At 58.9% G+C, this 20,351-nt stretch carries 17 protein-coding genes; 6 read left to right on the forward strand and 11 right to left on the reverse strand.

Annotation, left to right across the window (positions count from 1 at the left end; genetic code table 11):
• Nucleotides 1-247: 247 nt before the first annotated feature.
• The 5 genes from FHX15_RS30300 to FHX15_RS30320 all read right to left on the reverse strand — a co-directional run bounded on the left by FHX15_RS30300 (nucleotide 248) and on the right by FHX15_RS30320 (nucleotide 13,220).
• Nucleotides 248-670 (reverse strand): hypothetical protein, encoded by a 423-nt coding sequence (locus FHX15_RS30300; RefSeq protein WP_184402024.1) that lies wholly within the window; start codon nucleotides 668-670, stop codon nucleotides 248-250.
• A 106-nt stretch (nucleotides 671-776) separates the two neighbouring features.
• Nucleotides 777-1,385, reverse strand: coding sequence for a hypothetical protein (locus FHX15_RS30305; RefSeq protein ID WP_184402025.1), 609 nt, complete (start codon nucleotides 1,383-1,385; stop codon nucleotides 777-779).
• A gap of 14 nt (nucleotides 1,386-1,399) precedes the next feature.
• Nucleotides 1,400-10,291 carry a hemagglutinin repeat-containing protein gene (locus FHX15_RS30310; RefSeq protein WP_184402026.1) on the reverse strand — a complete coding sequence of 2,964 codons (8,892 nt, stop codon included), beginning with the start codon at nucleotides 10,289-10,291 and terminating at the stop codon, nucleotides 1,400-1,402.
• A gap of 502 nt (nucleotides 10,292-10,793) precedes the next feature.
• The gene (locus tag FHX15_RS30315) at nucleotides 10,794-12,542 is read right to left on the reverse strand and encodes a ShlB/FhaC/HecB family hemolysin secretion/activation protein (RefSeq protein ID WP_184402027.1); all 1,749 of its coding nucleotides are present in this window, start codon (nucleotides 12,540-12,542) and stop codon (nucleotides 10,794-10,796) included.
• 18 nt (nucleotides 12,543-12,560) lie between these two features.
• Complete coding sequence (locus FHX15_RS30320) at nucleotides 12,561-13,220, reverse strand: invasion associated locus B family protein (RefSeq protein ID WP_184402028.1); 660 nt, start codon at nucleotides 13,218-13,220, stop codon at nucleotides 12,561-12,563.
• Nucleotides 13,221-13,844: 624 nt separating this feature from the next.
• Here FHX15_RS30320 and FHX15_RS30325 point away from each other — a divergent pair.
• Nucleotides 13,845-14,462: a type IV toxin-antitoxin system AbiEi family antitoxin domain-containing protein gene (locus FHX15_RS30325; RefSeq protein ID WP_184402029.1), complete on the forward strand. Its 618-nt coding sequence runs from the start codon at nucleotides 13,845-13,847 to the stop codon at nucleotides 14,460-14,462.
• Entirely contained in the window at nucleotides 14,455-15,324 is an 870-nt protein-coding gene (locus FHX15_RS30330; protein ID WP_184402030.1) for a nucleotidyl transferase AbiEii/AbiGii toxin family protein, read from the forward strand. Before FHX15_RS30325 ends, FHX15_RS30330 begins: the two co-directional genes overlap by 8 nt.
• Nucleotides 15,325-15,836: 512 nt before the next feature.
• Here FHX15_RS30330 and FHX15_RS30335 read toward each other — a convergent pair.
• Nucleotides 15,837-16,127: a hypothetical protein gene (locus FHX15_RS30335; protein ID WP_184402031.1), complete on the reverse strand. Its 291-nt coding sequence runs from the start codon at nucleotides 16,125-16,127 to the stop codon at nucleotides 15,837-15,839.
• Nucleotides 16,128-16,313: 186 nt separating this feature from the next.
• Here FHX15_RS30335 and FHX15_RS30340 point away from each other — a divergent pair, with 186 nt between their 5' ends.
• Together FHX15_RS30340 and FHX15_RS30345 are read left to right on the forward strand one after the other, a co-directional pair.
• Nucleotides 16,314-16,622, forward strand: a complete 309-nt coding sequence (locus FHX15_RS30340) for a type II toxin-antitoxin system RelB/DinJ family antitoxin (protein WP_184402032.1) — start codon at nucleotides 16,314-16,316, stop codon at nucleotides 16,620-16,622.
• Complete coding sequence (locus tag FHX15_RS30345; protein ID WP_184402033.1) at nucleotides 16,619-16,912, forward strand: type II toxin-antitoxin system RelE/ParE family toxin; 294 nt, start codon at nucleotides 16,619-16,621, stop codon at nucleotides 16,910-16,912. Before FHX15_RS30340 ends, FHX15_RS30345 begins: the two co-directional genes overlap by 4 nt.
• Before the next feature lie 71 nt (nucleotides 16,913-16,983).
• On the opposite strand, the gene FHX15_RS30350 is transcribed toward FHX15_RS30345, so the two are convergent.
• Together FHX15_RS30350 and FHX15_RS30355 are read right to left on the reverse strand one after the other, a co-directional pair.
• Complete coding sequence (locus FHX15_RS30350; RefSeq protein ID WP_183749926.1) at nucleotides 16,984-17,427, reverse strand: TA system VapC family ribonuclease toxin; 444 nt, start codon at nucleotides 17,425-17,427, stop codon at nucleotides 16,984-16,986.
• Nucleotides 17,424-17,651 (reverse strand): CopG family transcriptional regulator, encoded by a 228-nt coding sequence (locus FHX15_RS30355; RefSeq protein WP_183749925.1) that lies wholly within the window; start codon nucleotides 17,649-17,651, stop codon nucleotides 17,424-17,426. The genes FHX15_RS30350 and FHX15_RS30355 overlap by 4 nt, the downstream gene beginning before the upstream one ends.
• Before the next feature lie 282 nt (nucleotides 17,652-17,933).
• Here FHX15_RS30355 and FHX15_RS30360 point away from each other — a divergent pair, with 282 nt between their 5' ends.
• Together FHX15_RS30360 and FHX15_RS30365 are read left to right on the forward strand one after the other, a co-directional pair.
• Complete coding sequence (locus FHX15_RS30360; protein WP_184402038.1) at nucleotides 17,934-18,188, forward strand: FitA-like ribbon-helix-helix domain-containing protein; 255 nt, start codon at nucleotides 17,934-17,936, stop codon at nucleotides 18,186-18,188.
• Nucleotides 18,185-18,604 carry a type II toxin-antitoxin system VapC family toxin gene (locus FHX15_RS30365; RefSeq protein WP_184402034.1) on the forward strand — a complete coding sequence of 140 codons (420 nt, stop codon included), beginning with the start codon at nucleotides 18,185-18,187 and terminating at the stop codon, nucleotides 18,602-18,604. The genes FHX15_RS30360 and FHX15_RS30365 overlap by 4 nt, the downstream gene beginning before the upstream one ends.
• 211 nt (nucleotides 18,605-18,815) lie before the next feature.
• On the opposite strand, the gene FHX15_RS30370 is transcribed toward FHX15_RS30365, so the two are convergent.
• The 3 genes from FHX15_RS30370 to FHX15_RS30380 all read right to left on the reverse strand — a co-directional run bounded on the left by FHX15_RS30370 (nucleotide 18,816) and on the right by FHX15_RS30380 (nucleotide 19,967).
• A complete protein-coding gene (locus tag FHX15_RS30370; protein WP_184402035.1) occupies nucleotides 18,816-19,232 on the reverse strand; it encodes a type II toxin-antitoxin system VapC family toxin in 417 nt (138 codons plus the stop codon).
• Nucleotides 19,229-19,471 carry a type II toxin-antitoxin system VapB family antitoxin gene (locus tag FHX15_RS30375; protein WP_184402036.1) on the reverse strand — a complete coding sequence of 81 codons (243 nt, stop codon included), beginning with the start codon at nucleotides 19,469-19,471 and terminating at the stop codon, nucleotides 19,229-19,231. The genes FHX15_RS30370 and FHX15_RS30375 overlap by 4 nt, the downstream gene beginning before the upstream one ends.
• 97 nt (nucleotides 19,472-19,568) lie before the next feature.
• The gene (locus FHX15_RS30380; protein WP_184402037.1) at nucleotides 19,569-19,967 is read right to left on the reverse strand and encodes a hypothetical protein; all 399 of its coding nucleotides are present in this window, start codon (nucleotides 19,965-19,967) and stop codon (nucleotides 19,569-19,571) included.
• Nucleotides 19,968-20,351 lie beyond the last annotated feature (384 nt).

Consider the following 20,351-nt stretch of genomic DNA (forward strand, 5'->3'; position numbering starts at 1 on the left):
CCGCTTTGCAAGGTCGATCGCAAGGATATGTATTGCTGTCATCTGCCTCTCCTTCGTGAGCGCCACAACGACGCTGAGCGGGCATCATACGCTGATGCCGGCCGAAGGGGGCATCCACCCCATCAGTTCAGTCGCAATTCCAGTCTCAAGCCAAACAATTTTACCATCCGGCAATCTGCGGATATCGACTACGTTCTCAGGAGTGATCATCTTACCGCCTGCCACCGGTTCATCGATGAGCTGTGTTTTATTTGTGGCTGGTGTTGGTTTCCCCCATGGCTTTTTCTGCGCCTGCCCCGAACAGCTTCAGTCGGGTCGCTAAGGTGAGCACCTGCACCATAGCCGCGGGATCGCCGTCGCTAGCCTTTTGAAAAACGTCCGGCAGACCAAGAATCATCAGTGGATCGCTGACCAGGAATGCGATCGTATTGCCTGATTGAAGCCGATTGTCGTCGCTCAGTTTGCTGAGACCGCCCGGCGCGAGAATCTTCAGGATTTGGTCGAGGCCGCCCGAGCTGTCGAGACGTGCCAGGTTCGCGGCCTGATCAGGTGCAGAAGACCAATAAGAAGCGGTTCCGGCGTAACTCGACAGCGCGGCGACGACGTCGGCAAGGACCGCGGAATAGCCGGCGCCCGAGTACCCGGTGTTGCGGCAATCAACCCCATCCACTGTGGCTAAACGTAATTCAGGCTGCCTGTGTCCATCAACAATTACTCGTAGATGATTGCTGCGTGTGTTAAGGCTAAATAGTCCCAGCGGGTCAGCTGAAAGCGCATCATTTGTTGCGCATGTTTTCGTGTAGTTTCACGTTGTTTCCAAACGTTTCGTGCAAATCTCGGCCGCGTTTGCTTCCACGCGCAATTCCGAATGCAACTGCTTGGGAAATTCTCACTGGGTTGAGCTGGATGACCTTCGGCCCGTCCAGCACTGGCTGGCCGTAATCAATGCTCGGCTTCTTGTTTTTCCCATGAACGAGTTTGCAGGGCTTCCACTCCATGAACGGCAAGCGCCGGCGGAGCATCTCGCCAAAATACATGCCCACCTTCACGGAGGTCACGAGGGTCTCGTTGGTGAGCGTCCAGTGCTCAAAATCGATCGGCCGGTTCTCGTCAAAGCGCATGACGCGCTTCATGTATTCCATTTCCTCCGGCGTATAGGGTCGGGTCTTCACCTGCATTTCATACCAGTCGCCAAGTCGCAGCAGCGATTCTGGTGCATAGTCGGCCTGCCAGTCGGCAAATCCTTCCGTTTTCCTGACCGATGCAATCACCTCGTCCAGGCAGGCCGGTAGGATGCTCATGAACCAGGAAAAAAACGCATCGACCTCCTTCTTCTCCCTTGCCTTGTGGACTTTGGAGTCAACATTGTAGGCCAGCGTAAACATAGAATGGTTCTCAATCAATGGATGACGATCTTGATGTTAGCTTTGCGCAGCGCGGCTTCCACGGCAGCCGATGGACCGCCAAGGCCAGTAACAGGACTGCTGTAGAAATGCCACTCGACGGCTAAGCCTCGAGACACAATTTCTGCGTCCTTGGCGATCTGGTCGGCTATATCCGATGACATATTCACTCGACCGACCTTGGCTTCATTAGCAATACCGTTGGATAGCACATCCACGACACGCCTGCCGAGGCTGGTCCAGATCGAGGCCTGCGGCTCGCCGCCAAGAGTTTCTAGCAGGGCCTCTTGCCCAATCTTTCCCGTCGCGCCAATGCCGGATGACGGGAATGGCGAGGCTACCCGTGTCACGCTCTCGCGTGTCAAGGTGTAATAGTTGCCGGTCTTGTCAATGAAAATCTGGTTGCCGCTGGCATCGGCAGCGCCGCTGACCGGATTATACAATCCTCCTCGCGGTCCATCGACAGTCCCATCGGCATTGAGAGTGTAGCCCTTGGGAGGTGTAACCGGGCGAACAGCTGCTTCCGCAACTTCTCCCCACACGACTTTGATCTTCGATCCTATTGCGAGGTAAGCAAGCTCGGTTACCGTTGAGGAAGCGTAGTGGAGAGCTTGCCCCTTTGCGAAGCAACCGTCCGCCTGACCATGATCCTCGCAATAGCCGACGCCTGCAGCAACATCCATCAGCGTCATCTCGAACTGAGATGAATCGCTCGTCAGGTATCGCTCCAGGACCTGATAGGACAGGAGAGTCTGAGCCAGGGACATGCTAACCCCTAGCTCCTGCAATTCTACAACCTCAAGGTAAGCGAACTGCGGGTCGCCGACGAGGTCGCCCAGTAGGTTCACGACGCACTGGCTCGTGCGGCAGGCGCCAAGTTTCTGATCCTGCTCCTGATTGAGTTGTTCGTATTGGGCCGAAACCTGCGCCTTGCACTGTTCGGGATTGGCATCGCTGTCGCATCCCCTCAGCTTGTCGACGAGCTCATCACGCTGCTTGTGCGTCAGGAAGTTATAATTGATATTGTCGAGGGCCGTTGCCCCGCCCGTCTGGCCGCCGACGGCAACCCCGACGATGGCGGCCGCCCACTGGGTGATGGCGCCCTTCTGCTCCTCTGTTAGGTTTGGGTTCGCTTTCAGCACATCCTGCAGCACGCCGTTGGCAATTTCGCTGGCCGCGCCGGCGAGCGCACCCGTGCCGATGTTGCCGCCGGCAAGCTTCGAGACGAGCGCACCTACGGCTGCATGGAGGGCAATTTTCTCCGGGCTGCCCTCGTCAAATCCTAGCTTGGTTGAAAGATCGCCGACCGCGATGTTCAGCAGTGCCGACAAGGCTGCTGCGCTCTCCTGCTTCGCCTTCAGCCTGTCTATGTCGAAGGCTTCGGCTTGCGTGTTGGCCTTCGACAGGTCCGCGTTGAGGGAGGCAAGGTCCTGCGTTTGGTTGGTAAGCGTCAACTGCCCGGGAGAGAGCGTGGCACGGGCGACGCCGTGGTCTTCCTCCTGCGCCGGCTGGCCGACGACCGGAACCGGAATGCCGCCGGGCGACAGCCCTATGCCGTAGCTCGAGGTGGAGGCCTCGGAGCGGTTCTCGATATTCGACCAGGTGAGCGAGTTTGCCGTCAGATCGTTATTGGCGGGGGCTGCCGTCGAGCCGATGACGCCGCCGACGAGATCGACATTGTCGCCGACCGTGACGTGATAGCCGCCGGAGCCGGCGATGATGCCGCTCTGTTCGCCGACATTGGCGTATTCGCCCTCGGTTCTCCCCTTTTGCGCCCCGCCGGAGAGACCGGAACCGGGTGCAAAGCCGATGCCGGCCCCAATCGTCTTTTCGTCATAGGTAGCGGTATCCTGGCGGCTGATGATGTTGAGATCGCCGCCGACCACCGTCGTCACTCGGTTGCCTGAGATTACGGCGCCGGCAAGTGTCGTATCGCCTCCAGACGCGGTCGTGACATTGCCGCTGCCGATGACATGGCTATTGATCTGGGTAACGCCGCGCGCCTGCTCCGTGCCCTTGCCATAGCTTGCGTTGCCGGTAAGGCCGCCGCTTGCGAGATCGACACCGATTGCAGCACCGGTCGATTGGCTGCTGGAGGACGAACTGCTCGTCGCTTCAGCGCTTTCAAGATCGATGTTGCCACCGGCCGAAAGGAGCACGTTGCCGCCCTGCAGATACTCCGGTGAGCCTGCCGCGATCTGCACGCCGCGGCCGGTGATGTCGCCCGATTGCGCGGCCACCGTCACCGAACGGCCCGCCTCGATACTGGTGACGACAGGAACGCCGACCGAAGCGCTCTGTTCGCTCTTCGAGGCGTTGAAGCCGACCGTCAGCGAGGCAGAACCAAGGCCCGACTGCTGAAGACCGGCCCAGTCGGTGACGCCTTGGATGTTTCTCAGGGCGTCGGTATTGATGCCGGTGAGAGCCTTGTAGGTCTGGTAGCCGGCAAGGGCTGCGGGTGCCAGTGCGTAATCGCCGTTGGCGCCGCCAAGATCGCTGACGGCCGATGCTATTCCCTGTCCGGCGCTAACCAACCCGGAGGACACGTTGAGGCTGATGCCGGCGAAGAGCTGCTTGTGCATCTCCGAGTAGTTGCTGACATCCTGGGCCGAGAGCAGATTGATATCGCGTCCTGCTAGGATGTTGGCGTCGCGGCCGGCTTCGGTTTGGGCGGCTTGCAAATTGGCGTCGCGCCCGGCTGTGATTGTCACGTCTCGGCCGGCCGACAGAGTCGAGACGGCGTTGGTCGAGGACGACTGCGCGGTCTTGTCCGTGGCGCTCCCGTAGCCAATGCCGATCGAGGCGCCACCATTGCCTGAACTGAAGGCGATGCCGAAGCCGGAGCGCTTCTCCTCCTCCGAGGCCGAGCTGCTTTCCGCACCAGGCGTGATGTTGACGTCGCGGGCGGCGTCGAGGGCGATGTCCTGTTTCGCGTTGATGCTGGAGCCGATGATGTTGACGTCGCTCTCGCGAGCCTTCAGCGTCACGTCGGTGCCGGCGGTCAAGACCGAGGCGACATTGAATTCCGAGGCCTGGCTCTTGTCCTTTTGTTCGTTGCCCCAGAGCGAGATGAAGCCGCCGCCGGAGCCGGCGAACAGGCCGGACTTCTTCTTGCTGCTTTCGAACTCGTGCTGCTCTTCGGCGCCGATGACGGAGACGCTGTCGCCTTCGACGCCGAGACTGCCGCCTGCCGTAACCTTCGAGCCCGCGATGACCGCGTTGTCACCGGCCTTCAGGTTGATGTTGCCGGAGGCGGAAAGCTCGGAGGCAACCGTCGTCTCGTCATAGCTGTGGAGCTTCGAACTCTTCTTGGAGAGGAAGCCCTTGCTCGAGGAGGACTGATCGATCTCGGTCGTTTGTCTGCCTGATGCTATCAGCAGATCGCCGCCGGTCGTCACATCGATATTGGCCTTCTTGGCCTCATCCCCGGCCGCCAGCTTCGAAGCGGAAACGACGGTGTCGCCGCCGGAGGTGATCGCGACGCCCTTGCCGCCTCTGACCGACGATCCGACCACGGTCTGCGTTTCCGTGTGGCTGGTCGTCTTCTTGCCGCCGCCGAACAGGCCGCCCTTCTTCTTGTAGCTGTAGTCGGTCGTGGTGGTCTCGACGGCTTCGGCGATCGTCACGTCGCCGGTCGCCTTGAGGCCGACGGTTCCGGCTGCGGAAAGGTTGCTTCCGACGACATTGAGATTGCCGCCGGCCTCGGCGGTGATCGAACCGCCTGCAGTGATCTTAGAGCCGGTCGCCGTCGTCTCGATAGTGGTTGTCTTGCTGCGCCGGTCACGCTTCGTCCTGGTCGTCGTCTCCTCGACCGCGGCAATGTTGATATTGCCGTTTGCGCTGAGAGCGACATTGCCACCGGCCGTGGCGGTCGTGCCGAGAAGGGTGAGGTCGCCGGCGCCGCCGGCAAGTTTCAGGTCGCCGCCGGCCTTCACCCCGCCATTACCGACAACCAGCGTCTGCCCGCCGATCGACATCGTCTGGGCGGCAAGCGTAATGCCGTTGGCGGCATTGAGGTTCATGTTGCCGCCGGACAGAAACGTTCCCGTCGCCTTGATCGAATTGGCGGCGACGGTGAGGCCGCCATCTGCGGTGACCGCACCGGAATTGGAGAGATCACCGACGTTCATGTCGACGCTGTTGCCGGCGATGGTGGCACCGGAGAATTTAATTCCGGCGCGATCAGCGGCAGAGAGGTAGACGACGGGCGCCAGCACCTTGACGCCGTCGACGATCTGCGGCTGGTAGACGACGATCGACTGCTTCAGATTGGCTGCCTGCTCGGGCGTCAGCGCCTGGCCGAAGGCGATGCCCTTCTCTTGCAGATAGGTCACACCGTTGTCGAGCAGCGTCTTCATCTGTTCGGTCGCGTCATTGCCGGGAACGAATGAGCCTTTGCCGAGCCCGTCGCCGACGAGTTGGCGCAGCTGCGTATCGATCAGCTGGTTGTCGAAATAGGCGTCACCGAGGAAGGGGACGGTGGTTTCCGGCTGATAGCCGATGCGCTTTATGAAATAGCTCGAGCCATAGAACTTCGAAACGTCGAGGAATGCGGCTCGGCTCTCGAAGATGAAGGCCTGGCCCGGGATAGTGCCGCCGACGCCGCCCGATTGCGGCTTGGCGAGTGCTGCCAACTGGACCCAATTGGCTTGCGGAATCTGGGAGAGATTGCCGAGCGAGGCCATGAGGCTGCCATTGCCGCCAACGCTGCCAAGGGAAGCACCGACCGTGAACAGGGCACCACCGGCCGTTATGCCGTTTAGGGCAGTGAGTGGATTGCTCTGGGTCGCCGGTGCAGAAATCGTCGCCTGGCCAGCGATCGAACCGCCGGCGGCGGTGTTGTTGACGGCGGCAAAGCCGCTGATGGCAAGCGATCCTCTCGACCGGATTGTTGCCGGGACGCCGCCGATCGCCGTGACATTTTCCACCGTGCTGCCGGGGGCGAGATCCTTCGAGGGATCGCGCGTGCCGAACGGATTGAGCGAGTAGATCGTCTCCAGATAGCCATCGCCATTGCCGCCAGTATCGCCGGTCTGCCGCTGTCGCCACTCCTGGGAGACGAAGGCGGGATAGTAATAGCAGCCTGCTGCCCCGTCACAGGTCATCAAGACCGTGCGCTTCAGTTGCAGGCCGAGATTTGTCAGCGTTCCGGTGCCGGTTACCGTCATGCCCGTGCCGGCCTCGATGGCGCTATAGGCGTTGGTGAGATCGACAGTATTGATCGAGAGTAGATCGCCGGCCTTGATCAGCGCCGCCGAGCTTCCGTAAGAGGAAACCCGGTCCTCGGTAACGTTCTGGTAAACGTGGTGATCCGTATCCCGGACGATGTAGACCGTGCCGTTGTATTCGATCCCTTCGCTGGAGGAGCAGGTATCGCAGAGACTTCCCTTGAGACTGTCATAGGCGGTCACGGCCGTGCTGGAAATCAGCTGGCTTGTGACGGTGGGAGCCACAGTCTTTTCGTTGCGCAGATTTGCCGTGGTGATCGCCATGTTCCGATCTGCGGAGATCAGGCCGGACCGGTTGATAACGGCAGCATTGCGGGCTCCCCCGGCGCTGCCGGCGACTGTAAGATCGCGGCCGGCGACAACTGCGCCCTGATCGTTGGCAAGCACGCCTCCGACAAACAATGCCGCGTCGTTGCCGGCATAGATGAGGCCGGTGGCCGAGTTGGTCAGATTACCGCTGGTGTTGATCGTCAGGTTGTTGCGGGCGGCAAGCTGCCCGCTGTTGGACAGCGTCGGCAGGGCCAGCGTCAGGTCATGGTCCGCGAGCAGCGTCGTGGTGCTGTTGGCGGTCAGACTGTCGGCGGTAATGTCAATGTCGCCGGAGCCGCCGGCGTTGGTGACCGTCTTCACCTTCGCGCCCGTCAGATCGGCCCGACCGCTGAGATCGAGCGTCAGCCCGCCGAGGACGAGGCTGCTTCCGGTCAAATTCGCTGATGTGCCAGTGAGGGCGAGCGTACCGCCGACGGCGAGCTTCGATCCGCGTGAGCCGGAAAGATCGATCGCACCGGTACCGATCGTCAGATTGCCGGCGACATTGGTATTGTTGGTATAGCTGATGCTGCCTGGAGCCGTCAGCGAGGCATTGGCAAGGCTTTGCAGCAGTCCGTAGCTGATGCCGCCGCCAATTGCCGTCGCAGAGAGGTTGCCACCAGACAGCAGCGCGTTGCTGGCGGTGATATCGCCATTCGTCGCAATGAGCGTCATCGTGCCCGACTGGGCGTTGCGCTGCGAGAGCATCAGGGCGCTGTTCGTCGCCGCCCGGGTGGCGGCGAAGTCCACACCCGACACCAGGCTTGTGGCTGCGATCGACTGGCCCTGCAGGCGCATATTGCCCGCCGCCATGGACTGGCCGGCAAGCGCAATCGACCCACTCGCCATCATCGTCAGATTCTGGTGGGATACGGCATTGGTGGCGATGTTGCCGCTTGCGGTGGCGTCGAGCGAACCGGCTGACAGCAGGTTGGCTGCGTTGATATTGCCGGCGGTTGCGTTGAGGGTGAGTGCACCGGACGAAGGCGATTGCGCTGAGAGGACAACACTGCCGTCCCCGGACTGGCTGGTGGCGGAAAAGTCGACGCCGGAGACAAGCGTGCCTGCGGTGATATTCGCACCGGTGATATCGACATTGCCGGCTGCAAGCAGCGTCCCGCTGATATCAGTGGCGGCGTTGACCGCGACATCACCGTGGGCCGTAACGTCAGAGGCTGTGAACGACCCACCTGTCACGTCGAGATTGCCTGCGACCAGCAGCGGTCCCGTTGTGGCACTCGTGGCGTTGATGGTCAGGTCACCCGCCGGGCCGACCACGACAGCGCTTGCCGAGGATTGCGCCATGGCATCAAAATCAACGCCCGTGATCACCCGGCCGGTCGTGACAGCACCACCCGAGAGGGCGACGTCGTTGGCGCCAAGGATCTGACCGGTGGCGGTCAGGCTGGAGCTGCCGGAAAGAGCGATATCCTTGTGGCCGGTTATAGTTCCGACGTTGAGATTTGCTGCGGTGGCGGAGATGGAACCTGCCGCGAGCAGCGTGTTGGTGAACAGGCTGCCGGCGGTTTGCAGGGTAATATCGCCGGACGAGCCGAGCGCGAGATTGCCGCTATTGGCGGCGGTTGCCGCGAAATCGACGCCTGAGACGATGGCACCGGCTTGAATGTCGGAACCCGAAATCAGAATGTCGCCCGCGCCGAGAATCTGACCCGCGACATTGGTCGCGGCATTGACGGTGAGTGCTCCATGCGAGGTGACGGCACCGGCCGATAGTGAAGCCGCGGCGACCGTCAGGTCGTTTTCAGACTGAACGCTTCCGGCCGTCATGCTTCCTGTTGCCGCGCTCGTGAGAGCGCCGGCTGACAAGAGATTGCCTGTCGCGATATTTCCACCGGTCGCCGTCAAGGCGAGGTCGCCGGCCGCGCCTAACATCACATTGCCGGTTGGATCCGCGCTCGTAGCGGCAATATCGATGCCTGAGACGACCATGCCGGTGGAGACCGAGCGGCCGCTGGCGCTGACATTGGCTTGCGCCAGCACATTACCGCCTATGGCGATGTCCAGGCCGGCGCTCAACGCGACGTTCTGGTTGCTTAGCAGCGAAGCGGCCGAGATCGAGCCGGCCGTTGCCGTCAGATCAAGTTCACCGGCGCTGTTTGCAGCGCCGGCAATGTCGATATTCCCGCCGCTCGCAGACAGCATTGCGGCTCCGCTGCCCGCCGTTACGCTGCCAGCGGCAATGCCGTTGCCGGCGCTCATCTGTACTGTCGTGCCGCTGTTGACGTCGCCGGACACGCTGAGCAGTCCGGTCGCGCTTCCAAGCAGGATTTCGCCGTCGGCCGCCACAGACTGCAACGTGATTGCCTGGTCGGCCTGGACAGCGACTTTCCGTTTCGAGGTGAGTTTGGCCGCTGTCACCTTCTGTTTCGACGTGATGGTGACGCCATCGCGCGCCGACGCATTGCCGATCGAGATCTTGCCGTCGGCCGACAACGTCAACTCGCCGGCATTGGCGGCCATGTCGCCGCTCATCTTGACGCCAGCACCCTTCTCGGTGACGACGACCTTGATGCGGTCTGCCTGCATGGCGCCGAGCGCGGTGCCGTCGATGGCATATTCCGGGGTGCCGGAGGTTGCCGTCAGCGCCGTCGACTCGCCGGTGGCGTAATCATATTTGCTGGCGCCGCCCGTCAGCCGGACCGTCTTGCCGTAGATCGGCGCATTGACGTGAATGTTACGCGCAACCACATCGAACAGGTCGACCGAACCAGGCGCGGCTGCGAAGTTGCCACCGGCGCCCTCGAAGGTGACGTCGCCGCCATTGACAGTGAAGCCCGACAGTTTGCCGTCGGCGCCGATCGTGGGCACGCCGGTCGTCAGCGTGGCATGTGGCGTATTGATGAAACCGCAACCCGAACACGTGATCCCGTTCGGATTGGCGATGATGACGTCCGCGCGTCCACCGAACACTTCGGTCGCGCCGTTCAGCGCCGAACGATTGCCGCTCGTTACCTCGTTCAAAATGACTGACGCGGGACCGGACGTCTTCAGGTTCGGGTTGCCGGGGGTGACGCCACCGAGGTTTGAGGTTCCGACTTCGCCATTGAAGTTGTTGAGGATGAGGCCCTGGGTGCCGACGTTGAAATCCGAAAATTTGTTATGAGACAGGCCCGAGCTGCTCGGCGTGACGATATCGATGAGCGGAACGCCATTCGGTGCTGCTCCGACGCCCGGTTGGTTGGCGGCGGGCGCCGTAGAACTCGCCGAGACCGACTGAGCGTTAGCAATCGCCGGCTGCAGGAATAGAAGCACACTGAGTGTAACGGCAAGTAACTGGTGTCCGAGGCGTACCAGCCGATGAACCAGACTGCTTGCGAACCGCTGCAACAAGGTCCCTTCTTTCGACGATTTGCCGGATTGCTGCCTCGAATACTTGCCCACGGTACGCTCTCGCCTTTCAGAGGGTCGGGCTAAGTCCGCGGATCTCGCGGAAAATCTAGCCTGCGTCTCACCTCATTCCAGGCCGCGTCATGCGGCACATATTGACGATTTCTACTGGTGGAGTTGGTCGCAAACGTCAACGGCTACACGTATATGGAGAGGAAAACAGGCGCAGTTCGTGTCGATTTGGTAAAGCCAAGGTGAATTTGAAATTGAAGATTACATCCTGTGCGGCGAGCACACGCACCGCGGACAGTTTCCTTGCGGTCGTTTCAGGCCCTGCAGCGCGGCGACGGCGCACGCGATGATCGTGGCCGGTGGGATCAACAGCACAGTCTATCGACGGATGCGCCTGGTCCGACCGGTGATCGTGACTGGTTTAACGCCGAGAATGGCAGCCGCGTCGGTGACCGGCCGTTGCTGCGATAACAGCCGAACGAGGTTGTCCCACTCACCAATGCAAGGAGGAACTGATAAAGAAAAGGCCGGCGTCATCCTTTTCGACTGTCCCGCCGAGCACATCCGAATAGCCGATTTCGAAATTGACATTGCCGCCGGCGAGCTTGGCGCCGAGCGTCCAGCCGAACATGTCGCCGCCGGCGATGGCGTAGCGGGCCTGGGAGGCGATCCATCCGTAATCGAGACCGAAATAGGGGCGCAACTCGCCGAATATCCTGGCAAGTTTCTCGTCGTCGGAAAACGGCTGGGTGCGCCAGACAAGATCGTTGCGCACGAAGAAGCCGTTATTGCCGAACAGCATGGTCTCGCGTGTGCCGCGCACGGAGGAATAACCGCCGACCGAGATCTGCTCGGCCCCGAAGAGATTGTCCGCAGAATATTGCCCGGTTACGATCGAGTTTATCTCGAAATGCTGACCAGCCAGTTCGAAGGGCTTCGTCGCCGAAATCGTGCCGGTGAATTTCGAAAAACGCGGATCGGCATCACCGGCTCCAGGATCGCCTGGCGCAACGGCGTCGAAGAGATCTAGCCCCTGACTGTAGGAAAGATCGAAAACCCAGAGACCACCCAGCATTCGGCGCGAATGGGAGATGCCGAGATCACCGACTGTGTATCGCCGGCTGCCAACTTCTATTCTGCTGCCGAGCAGGAAGTTGTTCGATTCCTTGTAGGTCAGACCGCTGTTGAAGGTGGTGATCGAATCCTTGTCGCGGAAGATTACCCGGTTGGCGCCGATTCCGGCTTGTTTGGAATCGCCCGAGGTATCCAGTGATCCAAAATTGCCGGGAACAGAGCTATTGTATTCGTACCATGAGCCGTCGAGCGAGAACGTCCAGTAGCCGTAAGGCAGGCTGACGTTGCCGGAATAGCTGTTGCTGGTGCCTTGGCCGTCATCGGGCCAGGGATAGTCCGGGCCACTATGCTCGTAGCCGAGGTTCCACTGGTCGTTGATTCCAAAGAGGTTGTCGTAGCCGACCGAGGCCGAGGTCTTGGAATACCCGGTCTGCTGCTGCCCGAGATTGCTGTTGCCAATGGAAAGATGCCAGGGATGGCTTGGTTCGTTCTCGATATTGAGAATCGACGTGCCGTCGCTGTTGCCCGGTAGCATCGCCGTCTTGGCATTGTTGGAGGTCAGTCGGTTGATCTGGTCAAGGCCCTGCTCGATATCACGCAGATTGGTGACCTCACCCTTCATACCGGGAAAGGCCGTGGCAATCGTACCGGAACCAGGTGCGGGTTTGCCGTTGACATAGATGTCGCCAAGCATTCCTTCGATGGCAACGAGACGCAGTGTTTTGGTCTTGGCGATGTCTTGGGCAGGCACATAGACGCGAGCGCTCACGAAACCCTTGTCGAGATAGAGATGCGTCAGGTCGCGCAGCAGCGCGTTGATCTCGCCGACCCCGATACAGCGGTTGGCGTAAGGCGCCGTAATCCTGCCAATGGCCGCAGCCGAGAACTGTTTGACGCCTTCGACCTCGACATGGGTGATATCAAAACAGGAGCCGACCGCGTTGCCGCCGGAGATGGCCGGCTGTTTGGCTTCGGCCGGAGGCGGCTGCGGCGTCATCTGGCCAAGGGACTTCAGGCGCTCCTGTTCGGCTTCCTGGGCGCGGCGCCGCTCGAAGTCGGCATTGGGTGTCTGGGCGGCGGCGATGGAGACGGTGAACGTCGCCGCCAGCAGAGTGGCGATGGTCAAAAGAAGACAATCTGCGCCGAAGGCTACTTGTCGGGATGACATGAGCGTGTCCGGCCGGCCTTAATTGGAAGCGGTCTTTTGCAGCGCGCCAAGCGCCGCCGACAACCCCTTCAGGGAAAATTTGATGTTGACCTTCTGGCCGTTCATCATCTCCAAGTGTCCGGTGCCATCCGCCGCCTTCGTCAGGGCCGACACCATCTTGTCGTCCAACTTCTGCTGCGACCAGCAGCCCGCCTGGTTACAGTTGCGATAGGCGAGCTGCGCGACGCGCTTGTCGGCGGCGCTGATGCCCAGCCCCGCCGGCAGGTACATGTTGAGCGGCACCAGTGCTGTCAGAACGAGTTCGCTTGCCTGCTGTCTGGCAGGTTTCTTGTTCGATGCGACCGTCGCATCAGTCGTTCTGGCGATCGCAAGCGTCAGAATGTTGACGTCCTGGTCGCCCTGTTTGACCGTGGCGACCTGCGCCACTTCACAATGAGCCGTGGCAGTACCGTCAGCACCCTTGCCGTCGATGCAGCGATAATACCAATCGTCGAACTTCTGCACGCGCGCCGGCTGAACCGGCTGCTGCGCACCAGCGGCGCCTAACGGTTGCTGGACATCCGGAACCGCGGGCACGGCGGCCGGTTGTTCCTCAGCTTGAATAGGGGTTGCGCAAAAGGCCGAGGAAATAAGGACCGCCGATACGAGGGTCCTGATTGAAAATGACGAAAACGTCATGCAAAATCTTTCTGAAAGCAATGTCCTTCACCCGAGCGGGAAACCCGCTCTTCGATCAGATCTCAATCACTATCTGAAAAAGCACATGGCCCTCATGTGCTGCCGGTCATCGACTGAGGCAATCCATAGCAGACTCCCGTTAGTGCAACACTAAGTAGTTGTCGCGACGGAAGGGGACGCGCTCGTTTCTGAAGTTGCGTGCTTGTTTTGCAACACCTCTGGTTGCTCAAATCTTTTGGCGGCCTAACGAATAAAAATGGATGTGACCCGCGCCCCGCTCGACTGGCGTTGAGTCCGCGCCGCCTCTTGAGGGACCAACGATGCTTTTGATTTACGTGCCGAGAAGAGGTTGTTGTAGGGAAACGTTTGCCGTCATTAATTAAGCGTACTCACCTGCGCGAAAGCTTATTTAAGAGAATGGCTCCTTGCATAATCTTGCGATTTTGAACGAGGGGACGGACCCGCTGCCAGCCCACGCGATGAAAGTTACGGAGTCGCAGGTTCGTATCCAAAGGCGACGGTTAGTTGTTACTCACGGCTTCGCCAATCAACGCCTTTCTCAAGGGCAGGAATTGTGATACAAATCCTCGGATAGTAGATTCTATGCTCCGGGTTTTTGTATCAATGCCGGCCTCCGTCACCCAACGCCAAATCGCCCGAACTGTGCTCGCTGAACGCGGGATAGCACGTCTGGCGGAACTGCGGAATGCAGGCGTGACGGCGGCCACCATGAGCCGGATGGAACGGGATGGCGAGGTCGTGCGGCTTAACCGCGGTCTTTATCAACTCCCCAATGCGGAACTCGATGCTAACCACAGCCTGGCAGAGATTGCCAAACGCGTCCCGAAAGCCGTTGTCTGCCTTGTTTCGGCCCTTGCTTTCCACGGCCTGACGGATCAACTTCCGAGGCAAATCTGGCTTGCGATAGGCCGCAAAGACTGGGCCCCACAACCGAACGGCCCTGCGATGCGTATCGTACGTTTCACAGACAGCCTTCTCAACGAAAGCGTCGAGACCCATGTCGTTGAAGGTGTTCCGGTGAAGATTTTCGGAATCGCCAAGACGATTGCCGATTGCTTTCGCTATCGCAACAAGATTGGCCTATCCGTAGCGATTGAGGGGCTGCAGGAGACGCTGCGGCAACGAAGGGCTACCCCTGGAGAAATCGCTGATCAGGCCGAGCGCGGTGGTGTTGGCACGGTGATCCGGCCGTATCTCGAGGCACTGACCGCTAATGGCTAAAGAAATCAGAAATCTCGGTGCCTCGGTGCGCGCCCGGCTGTTGCAACTCGCCAAGGCAAGCGGGCAAAGCTTCGATTTGGTTCTGACGCGTTTTGCGCTTGAGCGGTTACTATTCCGGCTCAGCCAATCACCCCATGCGGGTCGTTTTGTCCTGAAGGGTGCGATGCTGATGATGATTTGGTTTGACGATCCGCACCGCAGCACCCGTGATCTCGACCTTTTGGGCTTTGGCAGTCCCGAGCCGGATCCGATGTTGAAAACCTTTAGGGAGATTGTGGCGCAACAGGCTGATGATGGCGTCACGTTCGACGCAGACACTTTACGCGTGGATCGCATTCGCGAGGGACTGGAATATGGTGGGCTCAGGCTGCGGGTGGTCGCATCGATCAGCGGAGCCCGGATCACCCTGGCGATCGACATCGGGTTTGGCGATGCGCTCGAGCCTGGGGCGGAGGTGCTCGATTATCCTTCTATGCTCGGTTTTCCGATGCCCCGGCTCCGAGCCTATGCGCGGGAGACGGTCATTGCCGAGAAGTTCCAGGCGATGGTCATGCTGGGGCGTGCAAACAGCCGGATGAAGGACTTCTACGATATCTGGATTCTCAGCAGGTCATTCGATTTCAATGATGACAGATTGGCGCGTGCAATCACAGCGACTTTCGAGCGGCGCGAAACTCCGATCCCCACTGAGGTACCAGACGCCCTAACGGGCTCCTTTGCCAAGGACGAAGACAAGCAACGGCAATGGCACGCATTCGTTGAAAGCGTTGCACACGAACCCGGCAATCTGACGGACGTCATCGCGGAAATTGCCACGTTCCTGATGCCGCACGCTATTGCGGCTGCGAGGCTGGGCAAATGAGGGGTTCCACTGTCGGGCTATGTAGCGATTATAAATCGACTGCGCTGACGAAGTAATAACGGGGTCAACACCGCGCAGGACCGCAATCAGAACGAGGCATCCTCAAAACAAAGCACACATATTGTCGGGCGCCCAAGTGCGCTTGTTAAGTCGCTGGCGAAAAGTGTTGGCACCAAAGTGCTCTTTACCCCTGTCGCAGCTCCCGCTCTGGAAGTCGCTTGAGCCGTATCCAAAACACTGTGAAGGTGAGGGCTAGCCCTTTTGCCTATCAACGGGAAGCGGCAGTCGGTCGCGTCGCCCTCAACTCAGCCCAACGCGATCCGGCAATTTATTGACTTATAGCAACCCGCCGCAGCCAACTCGCTTCTGACAAGCCAAGGAATTTTCCGCAGTTTTTGTAAGCGCAAATTTTGAACGGCTTGGACAAGAAGCCTACGACCGCAGATTTTTGGGTCGAATACACACTGGATCGTCTTTTATAAAATCCTGGAACGCATTGAGATCGCCGCGCATTATCCTTGGGGCCAGATCGAAGCCTCGTGCTGCAAATACGAGACCCCAGCTAAGTATCCAAGATTGAGTATGGTCGCTTCGCACTGAATTCGCTCCTCATCATGATATTGATCGCATTTTTGTAACTTCACGGCTCGAAATATCTTCGAAATTTGCAGCGTTTCCTTGCCGGCTGAAGCGGTTGCAGTTGCATACGTCATGATGCAGATAAAAATGGAAAGGAAGGCAAGGATGGAATTCTTGCTGAAAAGCGCAAATCGTTTGGATGTTTTTGGAACTGGATCCGACATCGCTATTCTCCCGTTTGATCAGCACTTCACGTTGCACGCCCGCTCGTCTCCATCCGACAATCGTCGGGATGCTTCCATGACACTGCTGAGTAGTGACAAGTGAAACAATCTCGACGCTCCGAGTTATGCGCTATGGCATTTGTCATTCATTTGCATTAACATCTCATCTGAAAGTCGGAGATCGCAATGGCTGCAAATGCACTGGTACAAACTCGTATTGACGCCGAGATTCGGGATCGTGCCTCCGCAGTGCTTGGAAATATGGGGCTTACGGTATCGGACGCGGTTCGTATCTTGCTCACCCGGACAGCCAACGAGGGTGCGCTGCCGCTAGAGCTTCTTTCAGGCAGCGAGGCCCATGACGCTTGGTTTCGCACCAAGGTACTTGAAGCGCTGAACGATACGCGACCGGACGTTTCGGACGATGAAGTCGAGGCCCATTTTGCTGATCGTAGAGCGGCCGCCCGCCTTAACGCGGGCGCGCGCAAATCGTGAAGCTTACCTGGTCTGCGTTCGCATTATCGGATCGCGACGCCATCTTCACATACATAGAAGCAGAAAATCCGTCAGCCGCCATTCTGGTCGACGAGCGGATCGTTGCTGCCGTCCGTCGCTTGATAGATTTTCCAGCGAGCGGCCGTGTAGGCAGAATCGCTGGCACCCGAGAACTGGTGATAAACGGCACGCCGTACGTCGCGGCGTATACAATTAATGAAACAGCGGTCCGGATTCTTCGCGTTCTCCATGGTGCGCAGGAATGGCCAGACACTTTGCCAACGGGCTAGGTTTTGCTCTCGATGCTGAGGATGGTCGGGTCGCTGGTTCGTATCGGTTCAAGGCGCTGGGTCGGGCACACTCACGATCTACCTGTGGTGATCAGGTGCAAGGCAGAATTGCCCCTTGTAACCGCTGCTGCTGACAGCTTGCGGTCGAATGTCGCCAGCTGGCCACCACGCGCCTTGGCTAGCGCAAGCAAGTAGGTATCAGTTACTTGTCCCGGTGTTAGTATCTTTGTGGGAGCGATATCACCTGATCCAACAAGGCTCACATCGTCGGGCCAAAAACTGTGGCCGGGGAGCGAGCGCAATTTGCGGACGATCTCCATCACGAGTGCCGGTGAACCAGGAGAGTTAGGGTATTTGGGGTTGCCGACAATCCGGATGACACCATTTTCGGTAATCGGGCAGGTAGCCCACGCGACCTGACCCATCGCCGTGAACCACTCGTGCGCATCGTCATGAGCTACATGGCCCGGATCAATTAAGGCAATCAGTACATTGACGTCGAGCAGGAAAGTCACGGCAGTTCGTCACGCAAGGCGTTCACGATGTCGAGCGTCACTGGCGGCGCACCTGGCCGAACTGACAGGAGAGGAATGCCATTGCGCTCAGCGCTGCTGGGCGGTCGGCGAAGAGAACGTCTCGCGAGCTCAGAAATGACCTCGCCGACGCTCCGATGCTGCTGGGTTGCCATCGCTTTTGCCGCGATCAGGACATCGTCGTCGATTGCCAAGGTCGTTCTCATATCTGCCTCATCGCGCATCAATCATCACGCATCATATAAAGCAAGCGGTCGGCCGTCTCAAGGTGAATAGGACGCAATATTGCGCCAAACTGTCAGCGTGAAAACGGCTGAAAATCACACTCTCAAATCTGCGCACGAACCACGGGTCTCCGGTTCGAACCTGTTCAAGGCGAAGTGGCTGAACGGGCACGGTATCGCCCTCATTATTTTGAAACTCTTGAAAGTTCGCATCATTCTGTATATTTTGATAGCAAAGCCATCATTTCTATTGAGGTGATATCAATGCCGGCGGTTACCATTCGAAATCTTTCCCATGAAACACATCGTGCTCTACGCCTGCGAGCGGCTCATCATGGCCGAAGCACCGAGGCCGAGATCCGCGACATTATTGAGGCCGCTGTTCGTCCCCCTGAACGTGTTATGCTCGGCTCTTTACTAGCGGCTATCGGTCGCGACGCTGAGCTTTCCGACAGCGACGTTGAAGCCCTGCAGAAAAGTCGCGATAAGACGCCTGGCGAACCGATGACCTTCGAATGATCTTGCTGGACACAAACGTTATATCCGAGCCGTGGAAACCGGTTCCCGATGAGGCAGTGGTCGCTTGGTTGGACGCCCAAGCAATCGAAACGCTGTTCATTTCCGCAATAACGATTGCTGAGCTTCGCTTCGGGATCGCAGCTATGCCCTTGGGGAAGCGGCAAACTATCCTCCGCGACCGCCTTGAGGGCGAAGTACTGCCTCACTTTTCCGAGCGCATCCTGCCCTTCAATCTTGCGACTTCGCAGTTTTACTCGGACCTGATGGTACGCGCTCGAGTATCCGGAAAAGCGATCGGCACGGCTGATGGCTATATTGCCGCCACAGCAGCAGCAAATCGTCTGGCAATCGCAACCCGCGACATAAGCCCGTTCGAGGCGGCTGGGTTGCAAGTGATTAATCCCTGGTCCCGATAATGGCGGTGTAGATCTAGGTGTCCTAGGGTCGATACCCTTCAAGAGCAATAGGCATTCTGCCGCTTCGCAAAAGGCACTCTATTCGATGTCCATGGAGGACAGCTCGCTTTGAAAGATTTTACCCCCTCAACTGTGTAGTGATGTCTATTAATGGCTCTGCGGCTCCTCGACATCTCCCCGCCGATGCCTTGGCCCCCCAATTTGACGCGGCTCAGCGCGTGCTGGATAGAGCGCTCTTAAGACTCGTTTCCGCAAAGTCACGTCCTTTGAATAGCATCGGCATGTTGAGTGTGTCAGCGCAGGCATAGGACAGGCAGTCGGCGAAGTTAAGTTGGGCGGGATGGCCCCTTCCCTTGCCGTACACGGCAAAGGCTTCCACCGCGCGCCGGGCGATCGCATCGGTGATCGGAACCACAGTTATTTTGGCCGCTTGAAGAAAAGCGTCGAACATTTCCTGGGCATCAGGGACCTCTAGCCCAAGAATACGCGCCAGGTTGATGGTCGCCTCAAGCCGGACATGCGCGCCGGTTTGCCGCTTTACCGCGCAGTCGATTGCGCTCAAGTAGGTATCGGCTTCCGGTTCTCCGGCAAGGATGGCGACGAATGCCGAGGTCTCGATGAACATCATTGGCCCCAGAATGCGTCACGCTCCTCCTTGGTTAAGGGTGGAGCAGGCGGGAGCTTTGCCTTAGCCAGTGCTCGCGCACGGATCTCAGCGACGTGCTGTTTCAAGGGTACAGCCTCGTCAGCCCGCTCAATCTCGTGCTGCAACGCAAGCTTGATGGCAGCGGTCAGGTTGGAGGCGCCACGTTTGCGCATAACGGTTTCCGCCAAGGTGCGAACTTCCTGATCTCTGATGCTGAGCATGTGATGTCCTTGCTGTAATGACGCTCAATGTATATACGCATGGACAAAGTTTGTCCATACGCTGGAGCTCGCATGCGAGCGCTAGCGCCGGGGAGCCTTACCGCGCGATCTCCACCACGACACGCGCCCTGACTTTGCCCGCGAGGTCCGGCTTGCGATGCTGTTGCCGCTGCCCTTGCCGGAAGTGCTGACAGCGATCTCGCTTCTGTTCTTTGTCTACGCGATCGGCATTGGCACGACGACAATGGCTGGCATGTTGATTGGGCATGTGCTCATCACGTTGCCCTTCGTCTTCATCAACGTGTCTGCGGCGATGGAAACTTGCCGCCCGCAGTCTTGGTGCCGGACCGTTCACGCGCTTCAGCCGAATCATGCTGCCGTTGATCAAGCCCGGCGTCATCGGCTGCCTGTTCGCGTTCATCATCTCGCTCGACCTCTTCACGATATCGTTCATGTTGAAGAATGTCGGAACGGCCACGCTTCCGATCCAGATCACGATTATCTCAGAACGAACTTCACTCCTGAGGCAGCGGCAGTATCGGCATTGTCTATCGTGATGACGGTCGTCGTCGTCGTGATATCCGAAAAGCTATTCGGCCTGCGGATACACCGTTTTTAAATGGTCTTTTGGTCACGCGAAATGGCATTGGCGTCGGGCCTGTCGTTTGGCATTTAATCGTAAGAATGCGCCCATTCCGGCAGGTCATGGCACTCAATTTAAGATTTTCGGGAAGTTTCAAAAGTGGCTTTTGTAACAACAGGGTCGACGGCTCAATTCCGCCCTAGCTCCAGACTCAATCAAGTCCACCAAATGACGATGGCGGCGATGTAGCAAGTTGCGGCGAAGTTGAGCATGAGCTTGTCATATCGTGTTGCGACA

Source organism: Rhizobium sp. BK650, from assembly GCF_014195325.1.
GTDB lineage: Bacteria > Pseudomonadota > Alphaproteobacteria > Rhizobiales > Rhizobiaceae > Rhizobium.

Coding starts and splice junctions, on each gene's coding strand:
- FHX15_RS30365 (WP_184402034.1), top strand. CDS start 18,185: ATGATCTTGCTGGACACAAACGTTATATCCGAGCCGTGGAAACCGGTT.
- FHX15_RS30305 (WP_184402025.1), bottom strand. CDS start 1,385: ATGTTTACGCTGGCCTACAATGTTGACTCCAAAGTCCACAAGGCAAGG.
- FHX15_RS30315 (WP_184402027.1), bottom strand. CDS start 12,542: ATGTCATCCCGACAAGTAGCCTTCGGCGCAGATTGTCTTCTTTTGACC.
- FHX15_RS30375 (WP_184402036.1), bottom strand. CDS start 19,471: ATGCTCAGCATCAGAGATCAGGAAGTTCGCACCTTGGCGGAAACCGTT.
- FHX15_RS30320 (WP_184402028.1), bottom strand. CDS start 13,220: ATGACGTTTTCGTCATTTTCAATCAGGACCCTCGTATCGGCGGTCCTT.
- FHX15_RS30325 (WP_184402029.1), top strand. CDS start 13,845: ATGCCGGCCTCCGTCACCCAACGCCAAATCGCCCGAACTGTGCTCGCT.
- FHX15_RS30335 (WP_184402031.1), bottom strand. CDS start 16,127: ATGTCGGATCCAGTTCCAAAAACATCCAAACGATTTGCGCTTTTCAGC.
- FHX15_RS30330 (WP_184402030.1), top strand. CDS start 14,455: ATGGCTAAAGAAATCAGAAATCTCGGTGCCTCGGTGCGCGCCCGGCTG.
- FHX15_RS30370 (WP_184402035.1), bottom strand. CDS start 19,232: ATGATGTTCATCGAGACCTCGGCATTCGTCGCCATCCTTGCCGGAGAA.
- FHX15_RS30355 (WP_183749925.1), bottom strand. CDS start 17,651: ATGAGAACGACCTTGGCAATCGACGACGATGTCCTGATCGCGGCAAAA.
- FHX15_RS30340 (WP_184402032.1), top strand. CDS start 16,314: ATGGCTGCAAATGCACTGGTACAAACTCGTATTGACGCCGAGATTCGG.
- FHX15_RS30360 (WP_184402038.1), top strand. CDS start 17,934: ATGCCGGCGGTTACCATTCGAAATCTTTCCCATGAAACACATCGTGCT.